The sequence below is a fragment of the Alistipes megaguti genome (genome assembly GCF_944320325.1).
In the GTDB taxonomy this organism is placed as follows: domain Bacteria; phylum Bacteroidota; class Bacteroidia; order Bacteroidales; family Rikenellaceae; genus Alistipes; species Alistipes megaguti.
In genome coordinates, this window is the sequence record NZ_CALUHA010000006.1 from 69,568 (window position 1) to 93,620 (window position 24,053).

19 protein-coding genes are annotated in these 24,053 nt (G+C 61.6%); 9 read left to right on the forward strand and 10 right to left on the reverse strand.

Annotated features, from left to right (window positions below; all coding sequences use genetic code 11):
• Nucleotides 1-3: 3 nt before the first annotated feature.
• Nucleotides 4-1,959 (forward strand): membrane protein insertase YidC, encoded by a 1,956-nt coding sequence (gene yidC, locus PUQ42_RS02980; protein ID WP_122120507.1) that lies wholly within the window; start codon nt 4-6, stop codon nt 1,957-1,959.
• Nucleotides 1,960-2,113: 154 nt separating this feature from the next.
• Here yidC and PUQ42_RS02985 read toward each other — a convergent pair whose 3' ends face one another.
• The 4 genes from PUQ42_RS02985 to PUQ42_RS03000 form a co-directional block, all read right to left on the reverse strand.
• Nucleotides 2,114-2,959 carry an alpha/beta hydrolase gene (locus PUQ42_RS02985; RefSeq protein WP_122120508.1) on the reverse strand — a complete coding sequence of 282 codons (846 nt, stop codon included), beginning with the start codon at nt 2,957-2,959 and terminating at the stop codon, nt 2,114-2,116.
• 225 nt (nt 2,960-3,184) lie between these two features.
• On the reverse strand, nt 3,185-4,384 hold the full coding sequence (locus tag PUQ42_RS02990; protein ID WP_122120509.1) for a class I SAM-dependent rRNA methyltransferase: 1,200 nt from the start codon (nt 4,382-4,384) through the stop codon (nt 3,185-3,187).
• A complete protein-coding gene (locus PUQ42_RS02995; protein ID WP_087311597.1) occupies nt 4,381-4,989 on the reverse strand; it encodes a 3'-5' exonuclease in 609 nt (202 codons plus the stop codon). The genes PUQ42_RS02990 and PUQ42_RS02995 overlap by 4 nt, the downstream gene beginning before the upstream one ends.
• Nucleotides 4,990-5,012: 23 nt before the next feature.
• The gene (locus PUQ42_RS03000) at nt 5,013-7,025 is read right to left on the reverse strand and encodes a RecQ family ATP-dependent DNA helicase (protein WP_273370891.1); all 2,013 of its coding nucleotides are present in this window, start codon (nt 7,023-7,025) and stop codon (nt 5,013-5,015) included.
• Between the two features lie 74 nt (nt 7,026-7,099).
• On the opposite strand from PUQ42_RS03000, the gene PUQ42_RS03005 reads away from it, so the two are divergent.
• The 5 genes from PUQ42_RS03005 to PUQ42_RS03025 all read left to right on the forward strand — a co-directional run bounded on the left by PUQ42_RS03005 (nt 7,100) and on the right by PUQ42_RS03025 (nt 11,401).
• Nucleotides 7,100-7,372 (forward strand): PqqD family protein, encoded by a 273-nt coding sequence (locus PUQ42_RS03005; protein ID WP_122121645.1) that lies wholly within the window; start codon nt 7,100-7,102, stop codon nt 7,370-7,372.
• Nucleotides 7,369-7,803, forward strand: a complete 435-nt coding sequence (locus PUQ42_RS03010; protein ID WP_273370858.1) for a hypothetical protein — start codon at nt 7,369-7,371, stop codon at nt 7,801-7,803. Before PUQ42_RS03005 ends, PUQ42_RS03010 begins: the two co-directional genes overlap by 4 nt.
• Before the next feature lie 141 nt (nt 7,804-7,944).
• A complete protein-coding gene (locus PUQ42_RS03015; protein ID WP_087311590.1) occupies nt 7,945-8,367 on the forward strand; it encodes a Fur family transcriptional regulator in 423 nt (140 codons plus the stop codon).
• A gap of 82 nt (nt 8,368-8,449) precedes the next feature.
• The gene (locus PUQ42_RS03020; RefSeq protein WP_273370860.1) at nt 8,450-10,843 is read left to right on the forward strand and encodes a TonB-dependent receptor; all 2,394 of its coding nucleotides are present in this window, start codon (nt 8,450-8,452) and stop codon (nt 10,841-10,843) included.
• Nucleotides 10,844-11,071: 228 nt separating this feature from the next.
• A complete protein-coding gene (locus PUQ42_RS03025; RefSeq protein ID WP_087311588.1) occupies nt 11,072-11,401 on the forward strand; it encodes a heavy-metal-associated domain-containing protein in 330 nt (109 codons plus the stop codon).
• An 88-nt stretch (nt 11,402-11,489) separates the two neighbouring features.
• Here the strand turns inward: PUQ42_RS03025 and PUQ42_RS03030 are convergent, their stop codons facing one another.
• Nucleotides 11,490-12,212 carry an MBL fold metallo-hydrolase gene (locus PUQ42_RS03030; RefSeq protein WP_122120512.1) on the reverse strand — a complete coding sequence of 241 codons (723 nt, stop codon included), beginning with the start codon at nt 12,210-12,212 and terminating at the stop codon, nt 11,490-11,492.
• A 194-nt stretch (nt 12,213-12,406) separates the two neighbouring features.
• Between PUQ42_RS03030 and PUQ42_RS03035 the strand changes: the two genes are divergently transcribed.
• Entirely contained in the window at nt 12,407-13,360 is a 954-nt protein-coding gene (locus tag PUQ42_RS03035) for a hypothetical protein (protein ID WP_273370864.1), read from the forward strand.
• Nucleotides 13,361-13,442: 82 nt separating this feature from the next.
• Here PUQ42_RS03035 and gltB read toward each other — a convergent pair whose 3' ends face one another.
• The 4 genes from gltB to rpmI form a co-directional block, all read right to left on the reverse strand.
• The gene (gene gltB, locus PUQ42_RS03040) at nt 13,443-17,921 is read right to left on the reverse strand and encodes a glutamate synthase large subunit (protein ID WP_273370866.1); all 4,479 of its coding nucleotides are present in this window, start codon (nt 17,919-17,921) and stop codon (nt 13,443-13,445) included.
• A gap of 333 nt (nt 17,922-18,254) precedes the next feature.
• Nucleotides 18,255-19,496 carry an MFS transporter gene (locus PUQ42_RS03045; protein WP_273370870.1) on the reverse strand — a complete coding sequence of 414 codons (1,242 nt, stop codon included), beginning with the start codon at nt 19,494-19,496 and terminating at the stop codon, nt 18,255-18,257.
• Nucleotides 19,497-19,568: 72 nt separating this feature from the next.
• Nucleotides 19,569-19,913, reverse strand: a complete 345-nt coding sequence (rplT, locus tag PUQ42_RS03050) for a 50S ribosomal protein L20 (RefSeq protein ID WP_087311651.1) — start codon at nt 19,911-19,913, stop codon at nt 19,569-19,571.
• 120 nt (nt 19,914-20,033) lie between these two features.
• Entirely contained in the window at nt 20,034-20,228 is a 195-nt protein-coding gene (rpmI, locus tag PUQ42_RS03055; RefSeq protein ID WP_009598828.1) for a 50S ribosomal protein L35, read from the reverse strand.
• Nucleotides 20,229-20,360: 132 nt separating this feature from the next.
• On the opposite strand from rpmI, the gene PUQ42_RS03060 reads away from it, so the two are divergent.
• Together PUQ42_RS03060 and PUQ42_RS03065 are read left to right on the forward strand one after the other, a co-directional pair.
• Entirely contained in the window at nt 20,361-21,878 is a 1,518-nt protein-coding gene (locus tag PUQ42_RS03060; protein WP_273370884.1) for a S41 family peptidase, read from the forward strand.
• A gap of 31 nt (nt 21,879-21,909) precedes the next feature.
• Entirely contained in the window at nt 21,910-22,581 is a 672-nt protein-coding gene (locus PUQ42_RS03065; RefSeq protein WP_087311649.1) for an MgtC/SapB family protein, read from the forward strand.
• 280 nt (nt 22,582-22,861) lie between these two features.
• On the opposite strand, the gene PUQ42_RS03070 is transcribed toward PUQ42_RS03065, so the two are convergent.
• Nucleotides 22,862-23,494 carry a YiiX/YebB-like N1pC/P60 family cysteine hydrolase gene (locus tag PUQ42_RS03070; RefSeq protein ID WP_273370889.1) on the reverse strand — a complete coding sequence of 211 codons (633 nt, stop codon included), beginning with the start codon at nt 23,492-23,494 and terminating at the stop codon, nt 22,862-22,864.
• Between the last annotated feature and the right edge of the window lie 559 nt (nt 23,495-24,053).

Sequence of the window (24,053 nt, forward strand, 5' to 3'; positions counted from 1 at the left end):
TGAATGGATAAGAAATCGATTATCGGTATTGCCGTCGTGGCGCTCCTCTTCCTGGGGTTCGCCTTCTTCAGCAGTAAGGAACAGAAAGAATATCAGGAGCAGAAGGCCCTCTACGACGCCTATGTCGACTCGGTGGCCCGGGCTTCGCAACCCGTGACCCCGCTGGCTGCAGGCGCCGATTCGCTCGCTGCGGCGGATGCCGTGTTGGCCGATCCGGCCGATGCCGATTCGCTCGCCGCTGCGGCCCGGGTGCGTCAGGTCGAGATGCTCGGCGAGGCTCTTACGGCCGCCCGCGAGGCCGAGGCCGAGGAGTTCACCGTCGAGAACGACGTGATCGCCGTCCGCTTCTCGACCCGCGGCGGTCAGGTCAAGGGGGTCACCCTGAAGGATTTCACCAAGTATGCCCCCCGCGGAGAACGCAGCCAGCTTGTCGAGCTGATGGATCCCTCGACGTCGCGTTTCGGGTTGTCGTTCTACGTCAAGAACGGCCTGCGGAATATCCCCGTCAACACGCTGGACTACGTCTTCGAGGCGCAGCCCGTCGAGACGCTCGGGGACGGGGCCCGACAGGTGGTCATGCGTCTGCCCGTGGCCGAAGGGGCCGCGTTGGAGTACCGGTACCTTATATATGATACGAAGACCCCGCAGCGCGACTATCTGGTCGATTTCGACGTGTGCCTGGTCAACATGGCTCATGCCATGGCCAACCAGACCCAGATTCAGATCGACTGGTCGAACGATACCTATCAGAACGAGCGTGGATTCCAGAACGAAAACATGTACACCACGCTGGCCTACCGCTTCCCCGATGAAAACTCGATCGAAGAGCTGGGCATGAGCGAAAAGTCCAAGTCCAAGGAGGTCTCTTCGCAGGTCAACTGGGTGGCCTTCAAGCAGCAGTTCTTCTCGTCGGTCTTCATCGCCCCGGAGAATGTCTCCTATGCCAACCTGTCGTTCACGACGGCCGCTCCCGAATCGGATCTGCTCAAGAGCTTCTCGGCTCAGATGACCGTGCCCTATACGCCGCAGACCCAGAACTATGACTTCGCCTTCTACTTCGGCCCCAACAAGTATTCGATCCTCAAGAAGGTCGAGTTCCCGGCCGGTGACGACATCCACCTCGAACGGCTGGTTCCGCTGGGGTGGGGTATCTTCGGTTGGGTCAACCGCTGGTGCGTGATTCCGGTCTTCGACTTCCTGCGCAACTACATCGCGAACTTCGGCATCATCATCCTGATCCTCGTCATTCTGGTCAAGATCGTTATCTTCCCGATGACCTACAAGAGCTATGTCTCGATGGCCAAGATGCGACTGATCAAGCCCAAGGTCGACGAACTCAACAAGAAGTATCCCAAGCAGGAGGATGCCATGAAGCGCCAGCAGGCCACCTTGGAGCTCTACAAGAAGGCCGGCATCAACCCCATGGGCGGTTGTATTCCGATGCTGATTCAGTTGCCGATCCTGATCGCCATGTTCCGCTTCTTCCCGGCTTCGATCGAGCTGCGCGGGCAGTCGTTCCTCTGGGCCGACGACCTCTCGTCGTACGACAGCGTGCTGAATCTGCCCTTCTCGATCCCCTTCTACGGCGACCATGTCTCGCTGTTTGCCCTGCTGATGGCCATTTCGCTCTTCGGCTATTCGTGGTACAACTACCAGCAGACGGCCTCCTCACAGCCCCAGATGGCCGGCATGAAGTTCATGATGCTCTATCTGATGCCGATCATGATGCTCCTGTGGTTCAACAGCTACTCGAGCGGTCTGTGCTACTATTACCTCCTCTCGAACCTCATTACCATCGGGCAGACGCTCGTGATCCGGCGGATGGTCGATGACGAGAAGATCCATGCCATCATGGAGGCCAATGCCGCCCGAAAATCCAAGGGCAAGAAATCGAAATTCCAGCAGCGTTATGAAGAGTTGCTCCGTCAGCAGGAGCAGCAGCGCGCCCGCCGCAAATAGTCGGATGGCCGTTGTCCGCGGTTCGTCGGGGTCGGTGATCCGGCCAGACTGACGTCCCGGAGCTTCGAACGAAGCCGTATGAAAAAAGGGCTCTCCCCCGGCGGGAGAGCCCTTTTTCGTGCGGTGTGCTTCGGGACCGGATTGGGTGCTCCTTCTATTCGTCGAAACCGATCGAGAAGAAGGTCAGTATGTCGGCCAGCACCTGCTGCCAGTAACGCCACGTGTGGCCGCCGTCGCGCATCCGGTACTGGACGGGGATGTTGCGCTCGCGCATCAGCGTGTAGAAGGCGACGTTGCTCTTCCAGAGAAAATCGTCGTCGCCGCAGTCCACCCACCAGCGAATCGTTCGGGCTTGCTCCACCTCTTGGTCGGTCATCGCACGCAGCTGTGCCACCGGCGAGTTCTCCACCACGGAGCGTTGGAAGTCGTTGTCGTAGTTGCGTGGAGAGGGGAAGAGATCCAGCAGCCCGCTCATCGAGCAGGCCGAGCCGAACAGCTCCGGGTGGCGGAGGGCATAGGCCGCCGTGCCGCCTCCGCCCATCGAAAGCCCGGCAATGGCACGGTGCTGTTTGTCGGCAAGAATCCGGTAGCGGCTCTCGATCTGCGGCATGAACTCCTCGAAGAAGAAGCGTTCGTAGGGCCAGCCCGGAACATCGAAGTAGCCCATGTGAAGACCGGTGTGGTTCTCGCCCTCGCCCGAGGCGTCGGGCATGACGATCACCATCGGGTGGGCCAGTCCCGCGGCAAAGGCTTCATCGGCAATCTGGCGCATGTTGCCCTTCTCGGTCCAGGCCGTATGGGTATCGCTGGCGCCGTGAAGCAGGTAGAGAATTGGGTAGCTGCGCGTCGTGTCGCAGTCGTAGCCGTCGGGCAGGTAGACCGTGCAGCTCTTGTCGGCGTTGAGCAGTTGGCTATGCAGCGTTAAGGTCTCCAGACGGCTCTTTGCCGTCAGTGGGGCGGCGAAACAGAGTATCGCCGCAAGGATCGACAAGCATTTCATATTTAGCTGGAATTTGGAATTCGATTCGGCCTTCTTTTCCGCGGCCCGGCTCCCTTGGTGCCCGGCTCCTTGCAGCGTTTTGGCATACCCTCGGTTGCCCGGGTTCCTCTCGGCGGCTTGGACTCTCTCGACGGCTTGGCTTCCTCTCGGCTGCCCGGGTTCTCCCTGTTCTCCGGATTCTCTCGTCGGCCCGGGCCCTTTTTCGCCCCCTCTTCGCCCCTTTCGCTACTCGACGTAGAGAACCAACCCCTTGAGGTATTCGCCCTCGGGGTGGTAGATGTTGATCGGGTGGTCGGCCGGCTGGGTCAGCTGGTGCAGAATCCGCACCTTGCGCCCGGCGATGGCTGCCGCCGAGAAGACCGTTGTGCGGAACAGCTCCTTCGAAACTGCCTGCGAGCAGGAGAAGGTGAAGAGTATGCCGCCCGGACGGATCTGTGACAATGCCCGTGCATTGAGCCGTTTGTAGCCCTGCATGGCGTTGCTCAACACCTTGTGGTGTTTGGCGAAGGCCGGAGGGTCGAGGATGATCAGGTCGTAGCGGTCACCGATCTCCTTGAGGTACTCCACGGCATCGGCCGCCAGTTCCCGGTGGTTGTCCGTCTCTCCGAAGTTGAGCCGCATGTTCTCCGTGGCCAGCTCCACGGCCCGCTCCGACGAGTCGACCGAAACCACCTCGCGAGCCCCGCCCGAGAGGGCATAGACCGAAAATCCGCCCGTATAGCAGAACGTATTGAGCACCGTGCGGCCTCGGGCGTAGCGTTTCACGAGCTCGCGGTTCTCACGCTGGTCGAGGAAGAAGCCCGTCTTCTGCCCCTCCTCCCAGTTGACGAGAAACTGTTCGCCGTTCTCGAGGACCACCTGCGACGGGTTTTCGGCGTGGCCCCACAGGTAGCCGTCAACGGCCCCGAGGTGCGCCTTGAAGGGGAGTGTCTGCGACGATTTGTCGTAGATGGCCGTCAGGCGGTCGCCGTAGGCCGCGCGCAGCGCCTCGGCAATCTCCATCCGTGAACGGTACATCCCCACCGAGTGGCACTGGATGACGGCCGTCGTGCCGTAGATGTCCACCACGAGTCCCGGCAGCGAATCCCCCTCGCCGTGGATGAGCCGGTAGCAGGTCGTCGTGGGGTTGTCCGTCAGACCGAGCGTGCGCCGCACGTCGTGGGCCACGGCCACGCGCCGGTTCCACCATGCCTGGTCGATCGGTTCACGTTCGAACGAGAGCACCCGCACGGCGATCGATCCGACCTGGTAGTGGCCCTGGGCGATGAAGTCGCCCGTGTGGGTGTAGACCTCGACGAGGGCCCCTTCGGCGAAATCCTCCTCCTCTTCGGCCCGGATGTGGTCGATGGCCCCCGAGAAGATCCACGGGTGGCGGCGCAGGAGCGACTCCTCCTTGCCTTTGCGCAGAATGACTTGTGGTATCATGATCGTAGCGTTTTTTGCGGGGTGCGGAGCAGCTTTTCGTAGATCCGTGTGCAGACCCACGCATCGGTGGCGGCGTAGAGCTGCTGCTTGTCGGTCAGCGTCGCGGCCTCCCAGTTGCTCAGCCGCTGGGCCTTCGAGACACGCTGTCCCAGCACGATGGCCGAGAGCTTGCGCAGGCTCTTCTCGCCGATGCCCCACTGCGGGGCGATCGACTGCAGGTCGATGAATCCCGCCTCGCGGAAGTGGCGGATCTGGTGCAGCGCACGCAGATCGCCTGCCACATCGGCCCCGACCTTGAGCACCTGTTTGTTCTCGAGCAGCTGCAGGATGGGTTTGGCCAGCGGAATCCGGTTCAGCCGGAAGAGATAGCAGACCGTCGGCGTCGAGAGCTGGAGCAGCGATACGCGGAAGGTCACCCCCGGACGGAACGACGGCCGCGTCTCGGTGTCGAAGCCGATCACCGGTTCGGCGGCAAGCACCTTGCAGGCCTCGACGATGTCGCGTTCGTGGTCGATGATACAGATCCGGCCTCCGAACTCGATGGCCGGAAGCTGGGCGGTCTCTTCGTTGCTGATCTTATCGGTAAAGTTGTTGACTGTGGTCATCCCGAGTGAATGTTCCTGCAAAATTACGGAATAATTTTCAATATCCCGCTGCCGTCGGCGACGATTTTGCCCTCGGCGAGCAATTCGCGGAGCACCGAGGCGATGCGTTCGGGCGAAGCGGCACAACCGGCAGCCAGTTGGCGCGGATCGGCCGGACGGGCCGTCAACCGTTCGAGCAACTGTCGCCGCAACTCCTCGTCCGAAGCCGCGGCCGACGGAGCGGCGGAGGCGGTCGATGGGGTGTCGGAGTCGGCCGAGGAAGGGTTTTCGTTCGCACCGCCCGGCGTATTCGGAGTTCCGGCAGCCGCTTTGGCCGCCCGCTTGCGGGCCAGGCAGACGTCGCAGATCCCGCACGGCTCCGCAGACTCGGCCCCGAAATAGTGCTCCAGAATCGTGCTGCGGCACTCCGTTTCGTTGCGCGCGTAGGCGAGCATCTGCTCGAAGCGTTCGCGAATGAGTTCCTGCCGGCGGCGGTAGGTCTCCGGGGCAATGTAGAGATCCTCGCGCGGAAGCCGCTCTTCGTTCAGGTAGAGCAGCGGCGAGCGGTTCGACGGAATGTAACGGATCACACGCAGCTGCCACAACTCCCGGAGCAGTTCCTTGACCCGTTCGACCGTATAGCCGCTCCAGGTGGCCAGTTCGCCCTCGTCGATGGGGCGGAATTCGGTGAAGATGCCGTTGTAGAGGCGCAGCAGCGTGCGGATGAACGGGTCGAGCCGGTCGCGCTGGAGCCGAAGCCGGTAGAGATCGTCGCGGCTCACGCAGAACATTACCCGAGCAGGGTTGTCCTGCAGATCGGTCAGGGTCATGTAGCCGTTCTGCTGGAGCAGCTTCACGGCGCTCTGCACCGTCCCGGCATAGAGGTGTTCCCGCGCGCAGAAGTCGTAGAGGTTGAACAGATGGCTCGTCTCGCCCCCTTCGCCGATGCCGATCTGCAGGTAGGAACAGATCCGCTCGTAGATCTCCTTGATCTTCTCCAGTGGCGGAAACTCCTGCTCGAAACGGCGCGAGATCCGTTCGCCGTCGTCCGAGGCGACGAGCAGCAGCGCGTAGGCCCGCTTGCCGTCGCGTCCGGCACGCCCGGCCTCCTGGTAGTAGCTCTCCAGCGAGTCGCACATCGCGTAGTGGACCACGAAGCGCACGTCACCCTTGTCGATGCCCATGCCGAAGGCGTTCGTCGCAACCATCACCCGGACCCGTCCCTGCAGCCACTCCTCCTGACGCTGCGAACGGTCGGCGTGGCCCAGACCGCCGTGGTAGGCGGCCGTCGTAATGCCCTCGTTGCGGAGCTGTTCGGCCAGCTGTTCGGCCCCGTCGCGCGTGCGGGTGTAGACGATGCCCGATCCCGGAACGTTGTGCAGCAGCCGCAGCAGCTGGCCCAGTTTGTCGTCCGTGTGGCGGACGCTGTACGAAAGGTTCGGCCGCGCGAAGCTGCTGCGGATGACGTTCGGCTCGGCGAATTTCAGATGGAGCATGATGTCCTCGGCCACGGGGCGCGTCGCCGAGGCCGTCAGCGCCAGCACCGGGACGCCCGGCAGCTGCTCGCGCAGCTCGGCGATCCGCAGGTAGGAGGGGCGGAAGTCGTAGCCCCACTGCGAGATGCAGTGCGCTTCGTCGACGGCCAGCAGCGTCACGGGCATCCGCACGACCCGCAGACGGAAGGCTTCCGTGGTCAGCCGTTCGGGCGCCACGTAGAGGAATTTCGTGTCGCCATAGACGCAGTTGTCCAGTGCGATGTCGATCTGCCGCGGCGAGAGCCCCGAGTGGATCGCCACGGCCGGGATTCCCTGCCGCCGAAGTCGGTCGACCTGATCCTTCATCAGGGCGATGAGCGGCGTGACGACGATGCACAACCCCTCGCGCGCCATCGTCGGAACCTGGTAGGTGAGGGATTTCCCGCCTCCGGTGGGCATCAGCACCAGCGTGTCGCGCCCCTCCATTACCGAACGGATGATCTGCTCCTGAACGGAGCGGAAACACGTAAAGCCCCAGTAGCGTTCGAGTGTGCGGTAGATGTTGTCCGTGACAGATTCCATGTTCACAAAGGTACGAAAAATTAGGCGTTCTTCGGAATTTTTCCTATTTTTGCCCTCGGACAAGTCGTTGCATGATGAAGATCCGTTCCGAATACAGGCTCCGCGAAATGGCCGGTGAACAGGTTGCCGTGGCCCCCGGAGAGGCCGAAACCGCCGCTCCGACACGCATTCTGGCGCTCAACGCGTCGGCCCGTGCGCTGTGGAATCTCTTCCGCGGGCGGGAATTCTCGGCCCAACAGGTGGCCGAAGCATTGACGGAACGCTACAACGTGAGCCCCGAGAGAGCCCGCAGCGACGCCCGGAAGTGGATCGGACAACTCGTCCCGTGCGGGATCATCGAATCATGAAGTTCAAACGCTGCATAGCTCTGGCGCTCTGCGCCCTGTACATCGCGGCAACGGCCTCGGTGTCGCTGGCGTCGATGACCTGCAAGTGTCTGGGCATGATGCGTGCGCAGACCGAACACCGTTGTGCGGAGTGCTGCGCGGCCGACCTGTGCACCGATCCGCTGCCCTGTGGCGGAGGGTGGCTCGCTGCGGGCTGCGACTGCGACCGGCACTCCACCGAAATCGAACTCTATACGTCGTCGCATTCGGACGACAGCGAAAAATATCTCCGTTGCATCGTCTCGGAACTGCCGCCTTCGCTGGCGGCCGAACTCCCCGAACCGGCCCGTCTCATCCTTCCGGCCGGCGATGCTTCGCTTGCTCCGGTTCCGCTCCCCCGGGAGGTCATCCTGCGGAACCGCGGGATGAGGGCTCCTCCCGTGAGAGGGTAGTCGGGAGCGTGTGCGGCGGAGCTGCGCACACTCCGCCGCGTATGAGCTCCCTGGCCGTACGTCGCCGGTTTTTCCCCTGTTTCGCAAATCGTTGAACTCCGCTGTCGGGGCAGGCCTGACAGCAGTTGACCGTCGAAAAGCATGAACGACAACCGTTTGGAAGAGATTCTGCAACAACACGGTATCCGCCCTACGGCGGTGCGGATCCTGTTGCTCGAGATCATGGAGCGCTTCGAGAATACGTTCAGCCTCGCCGACCTCGAAACCGAGGCCGACACGCTCGACAAATCCTCGATCTTCCGCTCGCTCACGCTCTTCGCCCGTCACCATCTGCTCCACGTCGTCGAGGACGGCAGCGGCGCCACGAAATACTGCCTCTGCCACAACGACCACGCCTGCCGCGTCGAGGAGATGCATTGCCACTTCCATTGCGAAATCTGTGGAAAAACCTTCTGCCTGGACAACATCCATATCCCCGTGATCAGCTATCCCGAGGGGTATGAGGTCCGGGAGATCAATTACCTGATCAAGGGACGTTGTCCCGCCTGCCGGTCGAAACACTGATCTTCGCGCGCTGCCCGTCTTTGCAATCGGGTTGCAAAAACGTTGCGATACCTTTGCCGGCGTAAACAAATTGGATGATCTCATGATTCGCTTGCATCTGAACACTCTTTTCATGACGGCTTTGGCCGTCCTCTGCGGGTGCGGGGCCGCCGTGGCCCAGGACCTGCGCGGCGTGGTGCGCGACGCCGACAACAACCCCCTCGTCGGCGCTTCGGTCTACTGGGCCGGAACCACCATCGGGGCCAGCACCGATGCCCAGGGGGTATTTCTGCTCCATCGCGTCCGGGGATACGACCGTCTGGTGGCCTCGTATCTCGGTTATGTCAATGATACGCTCCGCGTCGAGAACGGCGCCGAGCGCGTCGAGTTCGCCCTGCGTGCGGAGGGCGTAGCTCTGGAGGATGTCGTCGTCGAAGGGACCGTCAGCGGCAACTTCGTCAAGCGCGACGGCATCGTCAAGGGCGAGATGATCTCCTTTGCGGGCCTCTGCAAGATGGCCTGCTGCAACCTGGCCGAGTCGTTCGAAAACTCCGCCTCGGTGACCGTCGGCTACAGCGACGCCATCTCCGGAGCCCGGCAGATCAAGATGCTCGGTCTGGCCGGAACCTACACCCAGATCCTCGACGAAAACCGCCCGATCATGCGCGGCCTGAGCGCCCCCTACGGCATGAGCTACACGCCGGGCATGTGGCTCAACTCGATCCAGGTCTCGAAGGGCGTGGCCTCGGTGACGGCCGGCCACGAGGCCATCACCGGGCAGATCAACCTCGAACACCGCAAACCAACGGACGAGGAGCGCCTCTTCCTGAACGTCTATCTCGACGATGAGCTCCGCCCCGAGGTCAACCTCTCGTCGGCTTTCCCCGTCACGCGGGACAAGAAACTCTCGAGCGTCATCCTGCTCCACGGTTCGGGTGACACCGACGTGCGGAGGATGGACCACAACGACGACGGATTCCACGATCTGCCCATCTCGAACCAGGTCAACGTGGCCAACAAGTGGCTCTATGCCGCCGACAACGGCATGCAGATCCGCTGGGGCTGGAAGTTCGTCCAGGAGAACCGCCTGGGCGGCATGATGGACTACAAGAATACGACGGCCATGCGCGACGCCATGCTCGAGGACTGGAACTGGACGGACGAGGACAAGCCCAAGCCCATGCCGTTCTACGGTTCGCACATCCGCAACCGCAACGTCAACGGCTATTTCAAGCTCGGCATGCCAGTCGGGCCGTCGGTCTACGATGCCGAGGAGGAGGACGAGATGCGCTCGAACCTGGCGTTCGTGGCCGATTTCGACCACTTCAACGAGGCGGCCTACTTCGGGCTGAACAACTACGACGGCAACCAGAATTCGCTGGCCCTGAATCTGATGTACAACCACTACTTCACCTACCGTTCGTCGCTCATCGTCGGCGGACAGCTCCATCTGGACTACTACCGTGAGGGGCTGCTCAACCGCACGCCCTGGATCACACAGTTGGCCAGCGCCGATTTCGATCTGGACCGCAACGAGCGTGAGGCGGGCCTCTACGCCGAGTACACCTATGCCATCAAGGACAAGTTCTCGGTCGTGGCCGGTGTGCGCGGCGACTACAACCACTATTACGACCGCTTCTTCGTCACGCCGCGCGGCCATCTGAAGTGGAACATCACCCGCTCGACCACGCTCCGCGCCTCGGCCGGTCTGGGTTACCGTTCGACGAACCTCATCACGGACAACATCGGCGTGCTGGCTACGGGCCGCGCCATCCGTCCGGTGACCTTCGACGAAGCCGGGCTGCACTTCGACGGTTCGTTCCGCGATATCGACCGTATGGAGAAGGCCCTCACCGCGGGTGGAAGCCTCACGCAGACCTTCGGCCTTGTCGAGCCCGATGACGCCACGCTGAGTTTCGACTACTTCCGCACGCAGTTCTACAACTCGGTGGTGGCCGACCAGGAGATGTTCGCCGATCAGATTGTCTTCTACAGCACCGACGGCCGTTCGTTCACCGATACCTATCAGATCGACTTCTCGTGGACGCCCGTCGAGCGGCTCGACATCTTCGCCACGTTCCGCTACACGGACAGTGAGATGACGATCCGCCGTGCGGACGGCACTTCGGCCCGTGTCGAACGCCCGCTGGTGAGTCAGTACAAGACGCTGCTCAACATCCAGTATGCCACGAAATTCCGCCGCTGGACCTTCGATGCCACGGCGCAGCTGAACGGTCCGGCGCGTATTCCGACGCAGAATGCCGATCTGGCCGACAGCTACTACTCACCGCGCTATCCGATGTTCTACGCCCAGGTGAGCCGCAAGTTGGGCAAGTTCGACCTCTATGTCGGGTGTGAGAACATCGCCGACTACATCCAGAAGGACCCGATCATAAATGCGGAGAATCCATACGATTATCGCTTCAACTCGATGAACGTCTGGGGGCCGCTCATGGGTCGCAAGTTCTATATCGGCCTGCGGCTGAATATCTATTGATCGGCTGCCGAGTGGAGGCCGATATGGAACCGATGCAGACAATCCCTCCAAACCTCCCTTTGAGAAGGGAGGCTTCGGCAGCGGTTGACAAAGATGCGAAGATCGGCCTGCGGCTGAATATCTATTGACAGGCTGCCGAGCGGAGGCCGATATACCTAACAGGAGACCGATATGCCGGAAAACCCGGAAAACAAAACCGAAACAACAACCGATAAAATGGCAAAAACAATGAAACGAATTCTGATGCTGTGCCTGGCCCTGGTGATGGGCGTGGGCCTGACGGTGGCTGCCCCCAAGGGCGCTCCCAAAAAGATGGTGACGACGATCTTTGCGGCCGATGTCGACTGCGAACATTGTGTCAACAAGATCCTGAACAACGTCCCTTCGCTCGGCAAGGGTATCAAGGACGTACAGGTAAGCCTCGAGAAAAAGGAGGTGACCGTGGTCTACGATGCCTCGAAGAACAGCGACGAGAAGATCATCCAGGGGCTGGCCTCGCTCAAGGTGAAGGCCGAAGTCAAGAAGTCCTCGAATACCGAATCCGCGGCGAAAAAGTAACTGCCTGCCTCTTTCAAAGGAATCGGGACGGTCTCTCGGCTGAGAGATCGCCCCGATTCGTTTCGGGCGGGCAAAAGCCTCGCGAGGGTTATTCCAGCGGCCGGATTCGGACCTCGGTCACCCCGTCCAACTCCTGTGTGAGGCGCTCCAGATCGGTCTTCTCCTCCACTTCGCCGTAATGGTAGGGGTAGAAGATCGCCGGACGGATCGCCTTGACCGCCTCCACGGCCTGATCGACGGTCATCGTATAGGGCTGGTTCACAGGCAGGAAGGCGATGTCGATGTTTTTCAGCTTCTTCAGCTCCGGAGTCGGCTCCGTATCGCCGGCCACGTAGATGCGTGTTCCGCCGATCGTCAGCACATAACCGCAATCCTCGCGGTCCTTCGGGTGGAACTGAAGGTGTCCCGGCGTGGTGTTGTAGGCCGCCACGGCCTCGATCTTCACGTAGTCGCGCGGCGTGGCCACGCTCCCCGGACGCATCGTGTAACAGTTCATCTCGAAGGCTTCGGCCGAGGTCCGGTCGCAGAGAATCTCCGTCTCGGGGGTCAGAATCCGATCCACGGCCGTGATGTCCAGGTGGTCGTGGTGCGAGTGGGTGATCAGCACCAGATCGCCTTTCGGCAGCGAGGCGTAGTCGGCGTATTCGCTGACCGGATCCACGTAGATCCACTTCCCGCCGGTCTCGATGGCCAGCGAGGCGTGTTTGAAGAAATGAAACCTCATTTCGCGCCCGTCGCGCGCCGTGAGCGTGTCCGACGGGTATTCGGGGGCCTTTGAACGGCCGCATCCGAAGAAGGTAAGTAAGGACATAATGGTTGTTCCGATTATCAAATGGGTCTTCATCGTGGATTAAAGATACGATTTTGCGGCGAATTGTCCAAATATTCCGCTCCTTCGTAAAAAAAATCGTACCTTTGGGGCGTGAACCTGTTTTTTTTGCTTCGGGCATGCAGTAATCCGCTCCGGAGCCCGTTTTATGGAAAACGTATAACCGACAACATCGCATGAAGAGAATTTTTGCTACGCTGATGCTCGCGGCCCTGGCGCTCTCGAGCTGTGTCAAGGAGAATGACTCCTACAAGGACTGGCTGCCCGTACGGCCCGGTCAATATATCTACACCTACGTCATGACCCAGGATCGGGTCGCCATGCAGGCTGCCAATGCCGGCATGCGGGTGGCCGTGATGGCGGCCGAGGTGGCCAAGCAGCGCGAGGCGGGCGATCAGTCGGTGACCATGGAGAATGTCGAGTATGAGGGGAAGAGCCTGCTTAAACTTCTCTTCAACCCCTATAAGGAGATCGGTCTCGAGGAGGTTGCCGAGGGCTACAAGCTCACCTTCGACCCGAATTATCAGATGCCTGGCGGCTTCTACCTCGGAGGTTCGCTGCTCGTCCACACGAACGGTGCTCCCGCCTTGACCGGCGGTGCCGAATGGAGCGTTGAGATGCTGTCCGACTTCAAGGTCTACAGCGCCTCCACTTACGGCGAAAAGACGCAGATCGACATGAACGGGGGTACTACGACCCTCACCGACAATCAGGACGGATCCTATACCATCCGCGTGTCCGGTATCGTGGCATCCGTGGCATCCGATGAGGGTAGCAAGATCGTTTCTTCGAACTGGAGCACCGGTGCCGGGGGTTTGGTGGTCCGTCCCGCCGACGAGGGGGTGACTTTGGCCTACTCCTCCTGCCACGGCAAGACCTTCGAGGTCGACGGCTCGGCCTCCGGACCGTCGATCTACGCCAGCACAAATGAAACGCCTCTCCATATGGCATACAAGGTCTCCGAGGGACGTTTTGTCGGGCTGCAGATTATCGGCGGCACGCAGGAATGTGAGTTCACCTCGGCCTTCGAATACAATACGTCGGCATTTCCCGCACCCGATGTCCGCGTCGAATGGACCAACGGCAATTCACGGATCTACTACAACGGTTACGTCTATCCGAAGTTGTAGCGAACCGGGAACCGGACCGCAAAAAAAGGGCGGCAACCCCATCGGGTTGCCGCCCTTTTTTTGCGCCGTGTCGTGCCGGAGACTATTGTCGGCGTTGCTGTTCGAGGTAACGCTTGTATTCGACGGGCGTCACCTTGATGAACTGCCGCACGTAGCTCTCCCAGTTCTCCAGCATCCGACGGCCGATGGCGCTGTTCGTGTGGCGGACGTGGGTGATGATCAGCCGGTGCAGCTCTTCGCGGTCATCGGCCCGGTCGAGCAGCGTCAGTTCGACCATCTCCATGTTGCAGTAGTAGTCGAAATCGCCGCGCGGGTTCCAGACGTAGGCGATACCGCCGCTCATGCCTGCGGCGAAGTTGCGGCCCGTCTGTCCGAGGATGGCCACGCGGCCGCCGGTCATGTATTCGCAACCGTGGTCGCCGACTCCCTCGACGACGGCCGTCGCTCCGCTGTTGCGCACGCAGAAGCGTTCGCCGACCCGGCCGTTGATGTAGGCCTCGCCCGCCGTGGCGCCGTAGAGCAGCGTATTGCCGGCGATGACGTTTCCTTCGGCGGCGAAGCGGCTCCCTTCAGGCGGTACGACAACGAGCCGTCCGCCCGAAAGCCCCTTGCCCAGGTAGTCGTTGGCGTCGCCCTCGAGGCGGAACGTAATCCCCGGGCAGAGGAAGGCGCCGAAACTTTGACCGGCGCTTCCGCGGAAGGTCACCGTCAGCGAACCCGTCGTGAGTCCCCGGCTGCCGCAGCGGCGCGTGATGTGGCCGCTGAGCATCGCTCCGACACTGCGGTCCGTGTTGGCGATCGGCAGGGCCTGCACGAGATTCTTCCGTTCGTCGATCACCCGGTCGGAGAGCGGCAGCAGCTGTCGGTCGATGACCTCCGTCAGGGCGTGCTCCTGCGGCTGGGTATGGCGCCGATCGGCGTCACCCGCCGGGCGGAAGAGCAGCCGTCGCAGATCGAGTCCGTCGCCCGGTGCGCCGGCGGCAATCGGACGCTGGCGCAGCAGGTCGCTGCGGCCGATCAGATCGTCGAGCCGCGCGTAACCCATGGCCGCCATTCGGCGCCGCAGATCTTCGGCCAGCAGCCGGAAGTAGGTGATCAGGTGTTCGGGCTTGCCGGTGAAGCGCTTCCGCAGTTCGGGATTCTGCGTCGCCACGCCCATCGGGCAGGTGTTCGTGTGGCACTTGCGGATCATCCGGCACCCCAGCACCACGAGGGCCGCCGTGCCGAATCCATACTCCTCGGCTCCGAGCAGGGCGCTCACCAGCACGTCGTGGGCGCACTTCATCTGCCCGTCGGCCTGTAGCCGCACGCGGCCCCGCAGACGGTTGCCCACGAGCGTCTGCTGGATCTCGGCCAGTCCGATTTCGACCGGTACGCCGGCGTATTTCATGGAGTCGGCCGGGCTGGCTCCCGTGCCGCCGTCCGAACCGCTGATGAGGATCTTGTCGGCCTTGGCCTTCGCCACGCCCGCAGCGATGGTCCCCACGCCGCTCTCGGCGACGAGTTTCACGCTGATCAGCGCCTCGGGGTTGATGTTCTTCAGGTCGAAGATCAGCTGGGCCAGATCCTCGATCGAATAGATGTCGTGGTGGGGCGGGGGCGAGATGAGCGTGATACCCGGGATCGAGTGGCGCGTGCGGGCGATCATCTCGTCGACCTTGAAACCCGGAAGCTGGCCGCCCTCGCCGGGCTTGGCCCCCTGCGCCACCTTGATCTGGATCTCGTCGGCGTTGACCAGGTACTCGGCATCGACGCCGAAGCGTCCCGAAGCCACCTGCTTCACGGCACTGCGCAGCGACGTGCCGTCTGCCAGCGGCGTGTTGCGGGCCGGATCTTCGCCCCCTTCGCCCGTGTTGCTCTGGCCGCCGATGCGGTTCATCGCTGCGGCGATCGTCTCGTGCACCTCCTTGCTGATGGCCCCGAACGACATCGCCTCCACGACGAAGCGGTGCATGATCTCCCCGGCCGGTTCGACCTCCTCGAGTGCGATGGGCCGGCGGTCGCTGACGATCTCCATCAGATCGCGCAGGAAACGCGGCTTGTCGCGGTGTTCGGCCTGGCGGGTGAACTCGGCGAAGGTTGCCTCGTCGCCCGTGCGGGCGGCACTCTGCAGCGAGAGCACCGTGGCGGGGTTCCAGCCGTGGAACTCGCCGTCGCGGCGGTAGGCGTAGCGTCCGAAGTTCTCGAGCGGCGTCTCTTCGAGGGCCGGAGCGGCGAAGCCCCGCGCATGCAGGGCCGAGGCCTGGCGCGCCACCTCCTCGAGTCCGATGCCGCCGATCGACGAGTGACCGCCGCCCATGTAGCGTTCGAGCAGCGCATCGCCCACGCCCAGCGGTTCGAACAGCGCTGCGCCGCGGTAGCTGCGGATCGTCGAGATGCCCATCTTCGACATGATCTTCAGCATCCCCTTGTCGACGGCCCGGATGTAGTGCTGCTCGGCCCCTTCGTAGTCGAGTTGCAGTTCGCCCGCGGCGGTCAGCTGCCGGAGGATGGCAAAGGCCATGTAGGGGTTCACGCCGCTGGCGCCGTAGCCCATCAGCAGTGCCACGTGCATCGTCTCGCACACCTCGCCGCTCTCGACGATCACGGCGATCTGCGACCGCTTGCGGCGCGAAATGAGGTAGTGGTGCACGGCCGACATGGCCAGCAGCGACGGGATGGCGGCGTGTTCCGGGTCGATGCCGCGGTCGCTCAGGATCACGTAGTTGTAACCCTCGTCGACGGCCCGTTCGGCCGCCCGGCACAGCGCGTCGAGCGCCTCTTCGAGCGCCCGTCCGTCGCCTCCCGCCGGGAAGAGCATCTGCAGCGTGATGGTGCGGAAGCCCTTGTATTCGAGGTTGCGCAGGATGTCCAGATCGCGGTCCGAAATGATCGGCGAGGCCATCATCACCACCTTGCACAGCTCGGCCGATGGCTTGAGGATGTTCTTGCGCACGGCGCCGATGTAACTGGTCAGCGACATGACCAGCTCCTCGCGGATCGAGTCCATCGGCGGGTTGGTCACCTGGGCGAACTGTTGTCGGAAGAAGTTGAAGAAGCGCTGCGGCTGTTCCGACAGCACGGCCAGCGGCGTGTCGTCGCCCATCGAGACGGTCGGGCCGACCGCGGCCGTGGCCATCGGCTTGAGAATGCGGTCGATCTCCTCGCGGTCGTAGCCGAAGGCCCGCAGCGATTGGGCGTAATGGGGCACCTCGTGCGTCACGCGGCGTCCGCTGGTGATGTGGCGCAGGATGATCCGGTTGTCGTGCAGCCATTCGTCGTAGGGGTACTCCGCGGCCAGCTGGCGCTTGATCTCGTCGTCGAAGAGGATCTGCCCCTGTTCGGTGTCGACCATCAGGATCTTGCCCGGCTCGAGGCGCCCCTTCGATTCGATCTCGTTGGCCGGGATATTCAGTACGCCCGTCTCCGAGGCGATGACCATCAGTCCGTCGCGCGTGATCAGGTAGCGTGCCGGACGCAGTCCGTTGCGGTCGAGCATGCCGCCCGCGTAGCGTCCGTCGGAGAAGATGATCGCCGCCGGACCGTCCCACGGCGCCATGAAGATCGAGTGGTATTCGTAGAAGCTCTTGAGCTTTTTCGAGAGCGGGTTCTTCTCGTTGAAACTCTCCGGAACGAGCATTGCCAGCGCGTGGGGCAGCGACATGCCGCTCCGCAGGAAGAACTCCAGCGCATTGTCGAACGAGGCGCTGTCGCTCATCCCCGGCTGGATGATCGGACCCAGTCCGCCGTCGGTCCGCCCGGTAAATTCGGGATGGAGCACCGCCTCGCGCGTCCCCATCCAGAGGCGGTTGCCGCGGATGGTGTTGATCTCGCCGTTGTGGCCGATCAGCCGGAAGGGTTGCGCCAGGCTCCATGTCGGGAAGGTGTTGGTCGAGAAGCGCGAGTGGACCAGCGCAATGGCGCTCGAGAAGTAGGGGCTCTGCAGATCGGTGAAGTAGTGGCGCAGCTGGCGCGACGAGAGCATTCCCTTGTAGACGATCGTGCGCGTCGAGAGGCTGGCGATGTAGCAGCTTCGCTTGTCACGGATCGTCGACGAGGCGATCCGTGCCTCGAGGCGTTTGCGCACGACGTAGAGCAGCTCCTCGAGCCGCTGGCGGTCGTCGCACCCCACGATGAAGAGCTGCCAGATGTCGGGCTCCGTGGCGGCGGCATCCTCACCCAGGATCGTGCTGTCGACCGGCACGCGGCGTGTGGCCATCAGCTGCAGTCCCTGCTCCTCGACCGATTCGGTGGCCAGCCGCATGAAGAGCCGCTGGTCCTCCTCGTTGCGCGGCAGGAAGACCATTCCCACGCCGTAGCGCCCCTTTTCCGGAACGGGAATGCCGTTCAGCAGGATGAATTCGTGCGGAATCTGCACCAGAATACCCGCACCGTCACCGGTTTTGTTGTCCGAACCTTCGGCGCCGCGGTGGGCCATGTGCTCCAACACGCAGAGTCCCTGGTCGACGACCGAGTGGTATTTGTTTCCGTTGATGTTGACGACGAGTCCGACCCCGCAGGCGTCATGCTCGTTCTCCGGACGGTAGAGTCCACCCTCCGGCATGGCATACGTTTTCTTCATAGGATTCTCGCTAACTAACCTTCGACAGACTGTGGCGGGGCGACGGGGCGATTTTTGTTTTCCCCTTCCTCTCCGGCAACAGTCAATACCTACAAAGATAAGGATTTTTTGAAAAAAGATGCAAATTGGAGGGCTATTTTTGAAATTATTTTAATATTATTCCAGCCTTGCAAAGTGTGAGTGGAAACGTATTGTGTTGGTTCTAAGTGTGTTGCATTGACTGCTCTTTGCAAGGAGGGGAATTCTGCCGGGGCGTGGGTCGGGGTGATTTGTGGCCGATTGAGGGGGCTCCCGGAGGGTGTGGCAGGGTGTCGGGCCGGTGGCCGGGGTGGATTACCGCTTGTTGGAAGAGGAATCCGGCTGTTCGGGGTGTCGGTCGAGCCGCAGCACCGACGGCAGGCAGAAGGCCACGCACCCCAGCAGGCAGATGGCTCCTCCCGAGAGGACGAACGTTGTGGTCAGCCCCACCTGCTCGGCCAGAAATCCCGTGCTCAGCAGCCCGAGGGCTGAGGGCAGCAGTCCGAAACTGCGGTAGAGCGACAGCACGCGTCCCAGCAGACCCGCCTCGATGCGGGTCTGGAGCACGGCGACGAACGAGGCGTTGAAGACGCTGCTCGAGACGCCGGCGGCGGCCGTCAGCACCGCAAACCAATAGAAGGCCGTCGGTGGCAGCAGTCCCGAGAGCAGGAATGAAAGCCCCACCATGATATACATCAGATTGATCAGCACGATGCGGTTGATCGGGTAGTTGCGGGCCCCCATGATCGCCCCGCCGAGCAGGGCTCCGCCGCCCCAGATGATCTCCACGAAGCTCATCTCCCAGGTGCCGCCGCCGAAGTGGTTGAGCGTCATGAGCGGGAACATCACCCCGACGGGCATGATCAGAAACCAGATGGCGATGGCCAGCACGAAGAACCATCCCAGACCGGGTTGCGAGTGCATGGCGGCGAATCCTTCGCGCAGTTCGTGCCACAGATCGGCCTTGCGCTCCGGGCGCTCGGGGTTCGGAATGCGGACGAAGAGCAGCGTCGTGCAGGCGATCAGCGCCCCCACGACATCGAGCAGCAGGATGTTGCCGATCGAGGTGAGCCCCAGCAGCAGGGCTCCCAGTGCCGGTCCTGCCAGGTCCGAGAATGACGAAATCACCTGATTCACGCCGGCGATGCGTGTCAGCTGCCGCTCGGGGGCCAGCAACGGCACCGAGGCCTGCATGGCCGGCACGTGGAAGGCCGTTCCCACCGAACGGCAGGCCAGCAGCACGTAGACATGCCACAGCTCGGCCCGCCCGCTCCAGAACAGCGCGGCCAGCCCCAGCGTGCAGAGGGCGATGAAGCTGTCGGCCAGAATCATCGTGCGTTTGCGGTCCCAGCGGTCGATGTAGACCCCCACGAAGAGCCCCAGCACGGCCTGCGGCAGCATGCCGGCCATGGCCGAAAGGGCCAGCACCTCGGCCGAACGCGTCTCGACGCTCATCCAGAAGATGATTGCGTAGGCGACGATCGAACTGCTGAGGATCGAGACGGCCTGACCGCTCCAGATGACGGCGAAGGTATGTTTCCAGTTCTCTGCGGACATGGGGATCGGGAAAGAAAAGAAACGGCGGACACCCGTGAGGGTATCCGCCGTGCTGAACCCTCGTCAGAAGGGTTATTTAACTGCGTTAACTATTGCCTCGAATGCCTTCGGCTCGTTCATGGCCAGATCGGCCAGCACCTTGCGGTTCAGGACGATGCCTTTGGCGTTGAGCTTGCCGATGAATTGCGAATAGGTCATTCCCTGGGCGCGGACGGCAGCGTTGATACGCATGATCCACAGCGAACGGAATGTCCGCTTCTTGAGCTGACGGTGTGCATAGGCAAAGCACAACCCTTTCTCGACCGTGTTTTTCGCAACGGTCCATACGTTTCCCCTTGAACCAAAGTTACCCTTGGCAAGTTTCAAAACTTTCTTTCGACGTGCGCGAGACGCAACAGCGTTTACTGAACGTGGCATAATGTAAAGTTTTTGGAGGACGGCCAGCGACACGGTTCTCCCGTGTTCTTCGGGGCTGGTTTGTCCCGGTTTGTGAATTGGGTTTGCCCTGGCGGGCGGCTATCCGAATCGGCCGGCGGATTACTTCACCAGCAGGTTCTTGATTTTGGCCTCGTCGGCCGCAGATACGGTACCCGAATAGCAGAGGTTCCGCTTCTGCTTCGTCGTCTTTTTGGTCAGGATGTGACTGTGATAAGCGTGTTTACGCTTGATCTTTCCTGTGCCGGTGAAGGTAAAACGCTTCTTCGCAGCGGCATTGGTTTTCATTTTCGGCATTTTCGTAAATAGTTAATTAGTTAAACATAGCCTGCAAAAGTACGAATTTTTTTGCTTCGTGCAATCTTTTGCCGCGAAAACTTTGCGGTCTCGCTCTTTTTTCGTAATTTGTTGCATCAAAAACGTTGCGTCATGAGGAAGTCTATCTGGTTGTTTGCGTTGCTCGCGGCGGTCGGAGCAGTGCCCGGGGCCAAGGCCCAGCAGCCGCCCGTGCAGACCGTGGGTGTCGAATTGAGGGGGGATACGATGGTTTACCGTACCGTGAATGTCCCGCACCGTCGCCACGGCGCTCTGCGCGGCAGGGCCTGGGCCGGCTATTCGCATACGCCCTGGAGCCCGGAGCAGCGTCTCTTCGCCCTCTCGAAGCTCTGGATGGAGGTGCGGCGCAATTTCGCCTACATGGACCGTTTTGGCGTCGAGCGCTGGGATTCGCTCTACCGTTCGATGATCGTCCCCGTGCAGCAGGCCCGCAACGACGTGGAGTTCTACCGCCAGCTCGAGGGGCTCTGCGCCCGCCTGCAGAACGAACAGACCTTCATCCGCCACAGCCGTGACTTCCCGCAGTCGGCCGTCCGCTTCGAGGATGGATGGCTGCTGCGCCTGATGGATGTCGGCGGGCATGTCGTGGTCTCGGAGGTGAGCCGCGACAAGGCCCAACTCATGCCGCCCGGATCCGAGATTCTGGCAGTCGACGGCCGGCCCGTCGAGGCGTGGCTCGGGGAGGTGATGACACGTGTTTCGGCCTCGACCGACCGTGTGCGGCGGCGTCTGGCCGTCGAGCAGATGCTGCTCGATATGGTCGGCTCGCCGCATGAGGTGACCTTCCGCCGCCCGGATGGCTCGCAGGCCTGCGTGCGGCTGGTCAACGCCCGGCCCGAAGCCGGTGAGCGGATCGCCTGCACGGCTCTGCCCGGACATGGATGGGACGAACTGCACGAGGATTTCCGCGTGACGTGGTACCCCGGTGACGTGGCCTGTCTGAAGATCGGTTCGTTCCGCCCCGGACGTGTCTTCCGGGCCTTTCACGATGCCTTCCCCGGGGTAAAGAACCGGGCCCGGGCGCTGATCATCGACCTGCGCTGGAACGAACGCGGCAGCAGTCGTATGGCCGCCGAATTCCTTTCGCATCTGACCCGCGATACGCTTCTCCGCGGTGCCGTCTGGCGTACGCGGATCTATGATGCCGCTCTGGCTTCGTGGGGTTCCGATGCCACGCCGGCCGACACGGTGGGCAATGCCCGCGTGAAGCTGGCCTATGAATACTACAACGATGCGGCCTTCTCCGAACCCGAGCGCAGCGCCTATCGCTTTCCGCGCAGCCGCGAGGTGTTGGAGGTGCCGACCGTGATTCTCGTCAACGATGCGACGGGCTCGGCCGCGGAGTGTTTCCTGGCGTTGGCCGCTTCGCAACCCCACATGTCGACCGTCGGAACGCCGACGTCGGGGTGTGCCGGAACTGTTGCCCTTTACGAGCTGCTGCCCGGTCTGCAGTGTGGAATCTGTACGCAGGAGGTGCGTTTCTCGGATGGCAAGGAGTTTGTCGGGCTGGGTATTGCCCCCGATGTGACGGTTGAGGATACGCTGGATGACATCCGTGCCGGGCGTGACGCCGCTCTGGAGAAGGCCCTCGAACTGCTCGGCGTGGAGTGATGTGAGGCGTGTCAACGTAACGGAGTGAATGATGAATATGGAGTGGGATTTTCTGATTCGTTTGTGTGTGGCCGGGCTGTGCGGTACGGTGATCGGCCTGGATCGTGAGTACCGTGTCAAGGATGCCGGCTTCCGCACCCATTTTCTGGTGGCGCTCGGAAGTGCGCTGATGATGATCGTTTCGCAATACGGCTTCGAGGATTTTCTGGCCTCGCACGACGGCCTGCGTTTGGACCCGAGCCGCATTGCGGCCCAGGTGGTCAGTGGTATCGGCTTCATCGGCGCCGGCACGATCATCATCCACCGGCAGCTGGTCCGCGGTCTGACCACGGCGGCCAGCCTCTGGGCCACGGCCGGAATCGGTCTGGCGGCCGGCGGCCACATGTATCTCGTGGCCGCCGCGGCAACCGTGCTGACGCTCTTCGGACTGGAGGTTCTGTCGCTCTTCTTCGGCGGACTGGGCAGCCGACGCACGATGGTTGTCTTTTCGGCTCCGACGCGGGCTGTGGTTGACGCCATGTTCAACCGGCTCGAAAGCCGCGACTACGCGGTAATCTCCTATGAGGTGGAGGCCGCCCGCACGCCCGACGGCATTGTCTATCGCGCCACGCTGGTTATCCGCTCCAAGGGGGCGGTCAGCGAGGAGGGTTATATCGACCTGCTGCGGGCCGATCCCGACATTACGATCGAGCGCATCGTCTGACCGGAGACGAGTGTCGGGAAGGTGAGTTTCGGGGACCGGGTGCCGGGGCAGTTCAGAGAGATGAGAGGGGGGCGTTTTGAGGCCGGGTGCCGAGAGGGACCGTTTAGAATGCTGAGTGCCGAAGGGCTGTCTCAGGGGTGGTTCTCGAGGACAGTCCGGGGAGGGTGGTTTCGAAAAAACGGTCGCGAGACGGCTGTTTTGGACGGTGTTGGAGGCAAGGAAGTACGTTCGGGAAGGGAGCACGAACGTCGGGGCTTCCGGCGCACGGCTGTCGTCCCTTTCAGAACCAGCGGCTGACCTCTTTCAGGTGCGGATCGTGGGCTATATCGTTGGGATTGGTACCCGGCTCACCTTCGGGAATCGGCTCTCCCAGCCGTTCGAACAACTCCACCCAGAAGGCGGGCATCGTCCCGTCTGTAGCTCGGAAATTCATCGGCCGGGCCGGAAAGATCCGCTCCCCGTCCGGCGTGCGATAACTCTCCCAGATCAGTTCGCTGCAGTAGAAGCGTCCATTGTCCGGGCGGTAAGAGTAGTCGTAGGGGAGTCCCCTGAAGCTTCGCGCCCGTGCGACCGAGGCTGCTACGCCCGTCGTATCGCTTAGGCGCATGGCCACGACGGCCGGACGGTCATTGATTCGGGACGCGTTCTTCAGAAATTCATCCAGCGAAGTCATCCGGACCCCGCCATTGCTGGTCGCTTCGAGTACCGAATCGGCCCCTTCGCAGGTGATTGCAATTCCTACATGGGTGAAATTCAGCGGGCTGTCGTCTCCGGTTGCGGCGGTGATTGCTCCGCTCATCTCCGATGTGGCGCCGACCTCAAACAACAGATCGCCGGTCCGGATTTCGGGCTCTGATGCCGTGCAGGCAAAAGCTGCCCACAAGGTCGCTATATATATAAGTGTCCGTTTCATTTTCTGGGAGGTTTACTTCGGGCAAAGATATTAAAAAAATTTCACAAGTAACTACCTGACGGATAGTGGAGTTTGCGATTTGGGTAAAAAGAGGGGGTAAAAAAAGTGCGGAAAATATTTGGAAGGGACGGAAAAAAGTGCTTATCTTTGCACCCGCTTTGAGAGAGACGGCGGTTGCAGCCGCGGGATTTCGACCGAAGTGACGAGGTTCTGAGACGTTTTGACAAGATCTTTCGGAAAGATTTGGAAGATTCGGAAAAGGTTGTTACTTTTGCAGCCCGCAAGGAGGTCAGCGATGGCCGAGATGCGAGTGAGAGGGTTCAGGAAGTTTTCGAATCGAAAAGAAATCTTGAAAAAAGATTTGGATGTTTCAAAAAAAGTGTTTATCTTTGCACCACTTTCCGCTGAAAAAACGGCGGTCAGCCAAGGGGCGAGGAGGAGTGATCGGAGCCCCGGAAAAATAAGGAATTGTTCTTATAGAAATATACGAACAGCGTTCTTTGAAGTGATTGAGCAGCTAAAGTTTTCCACTCTTGAAAAAGAGTGATTTCAAACAATA

Excerpts from the sequence above, each read along its gene's own strand:
- PUQ42_RS03045 (WP_273370870.1), bottom strand. The coding sequence starts at position 19,496 with ATGTCCGCAGAGAACTGGAAACATACCTTCGCCGTCATCTGGAGCGGT.
- PUQ42_RS02990 (WP_122120509.1), bottom strand. The coding sequence starts at position 4,384 with ATGATACCACAAGTCATTCTGCGCAAAGGCAAGGAGGAGTCGCTCCTG.
- PUQ42_RS03020 (WP_273370860.1), top strand. The coding sequence starts at position 8,450 with ATGATTCGCTTGCATCTGAACACTCTTTTCATGACGGCTTTGGCCGTC.
- PUQ42_RS03010 (WP_273370858.1), top strand. The coding sequence starts at position 7,369 with ATGAAGTTCAAACGCTGCATAGCTCTGGCGCTCTGCGCCCTGTACATC.
- PUQ42_RS02995 (WP_087311597.1), bottom strand. The coding sequence starts at position 4,989 with ATGACCACAGTCAACAACTTTACCGATAAGATCAGCAACGAAGAGACC.
- PUQ42_RS03015 (WP_087311590.1), top strand. The coding sequence starts at position 7,945 with ATGAACGACAACCGTTTGGAAGAGATTCTGCAACAACACGGTATCCGC.
- PUQ42_RS03030 (WP_122120512.1), bottom strand. The coding sequence starts at position 12,212 with ATGTCCTTACTTACCTTCTTCGGATGCGGCCGTTCAAAGGCCCCCGAA.
- PUQ42_RS03025 (WP_087311588.1), top strand. The coding sequence starts at position 11,072 with ATGAAACGAATTCTGATGCTGTGCCTGGCCCTGGTGATGGGCGTGGGC.
- PUQ42_RS02985 (WP_122120508.1), bottom strand. The coding sequence starts at position 2,959 with ATGAAATGCTTGTCGATCCTTGCGGCGATACTCTGTTTCGCCGCCCCA.
- PUQ42_RS03035 (WP_273370864.1), top strand. The coding sequence starts at position 12,407 with ATGAAGAGAATTTTTGCTACGCTGATGCTCGCGGCCCTGGCGCTCTCG.
- rplT (WP_087311651.1), bottom strand. The coding sequence starts at position 19,913 with ATGCCACGTTCAGTAAACGCTGTTGCGTCTCGCGCACGTCGAAAGAAA.
- PUQ42_RS03000 (WP_273370891.1), bottom strand. The coding sequence starts at position 7,025 with ATGGAATCTGTCACGGACAACATCTACCGCACACTCGAACGCTACTGG.
- PUQ42_RS03065 (WP_087311649.1), top strand. The coding sequence starts at position 21,910 with ATGAATATGGAGTGGGATTTTCTGATTCGTTTGTGTGTGGCCGGGCTG.
- rpmI (WP_009598828.1), bottom strand. The coding sequence starts at position 20,228 with ATGCCGAAAATGAAAACCAATGCCGCTGCGAAGAAGCGTTTTACCTTC.
- yidC (WP_122120507.1), top strand. The coding sequence starts at position 4 with ATGGATAAGAAATCGATTATCGGTATTGCCGTCGTGGCGCTCCTCTTC.
- PUQ42_RS03005 (WP_122121645.1), top strand. The coding sequence starts at position 7,100 with ATGAAGATCCGTTCCGAATACAGGCTCCGCGAAATGGCCGGTGAACAG.
- gltB (WP_273370866.1), bottom strand. The coding sequence starts at position 17,921 with ATGAAGAAAACGTATGCCATGCCGGAGGGTGGACTCTACCGTCCGGAG.
- PUQ42_RS03070 (WP_273370889.1), bottom strand. The coding sequence starts at position 23,494 with ATGAAACGGACACTTATATATATAGCGACCTTGTGGGCAGCTTTTGCC.
- PUQ42_RS03060 (WP_273370884.1), top strand. The coding sequence starts at position 20,361 with ATGAGGAAGTCTATCTGGTTGTTTGCGTTGCTCGCGGCGGTCGGAGCA.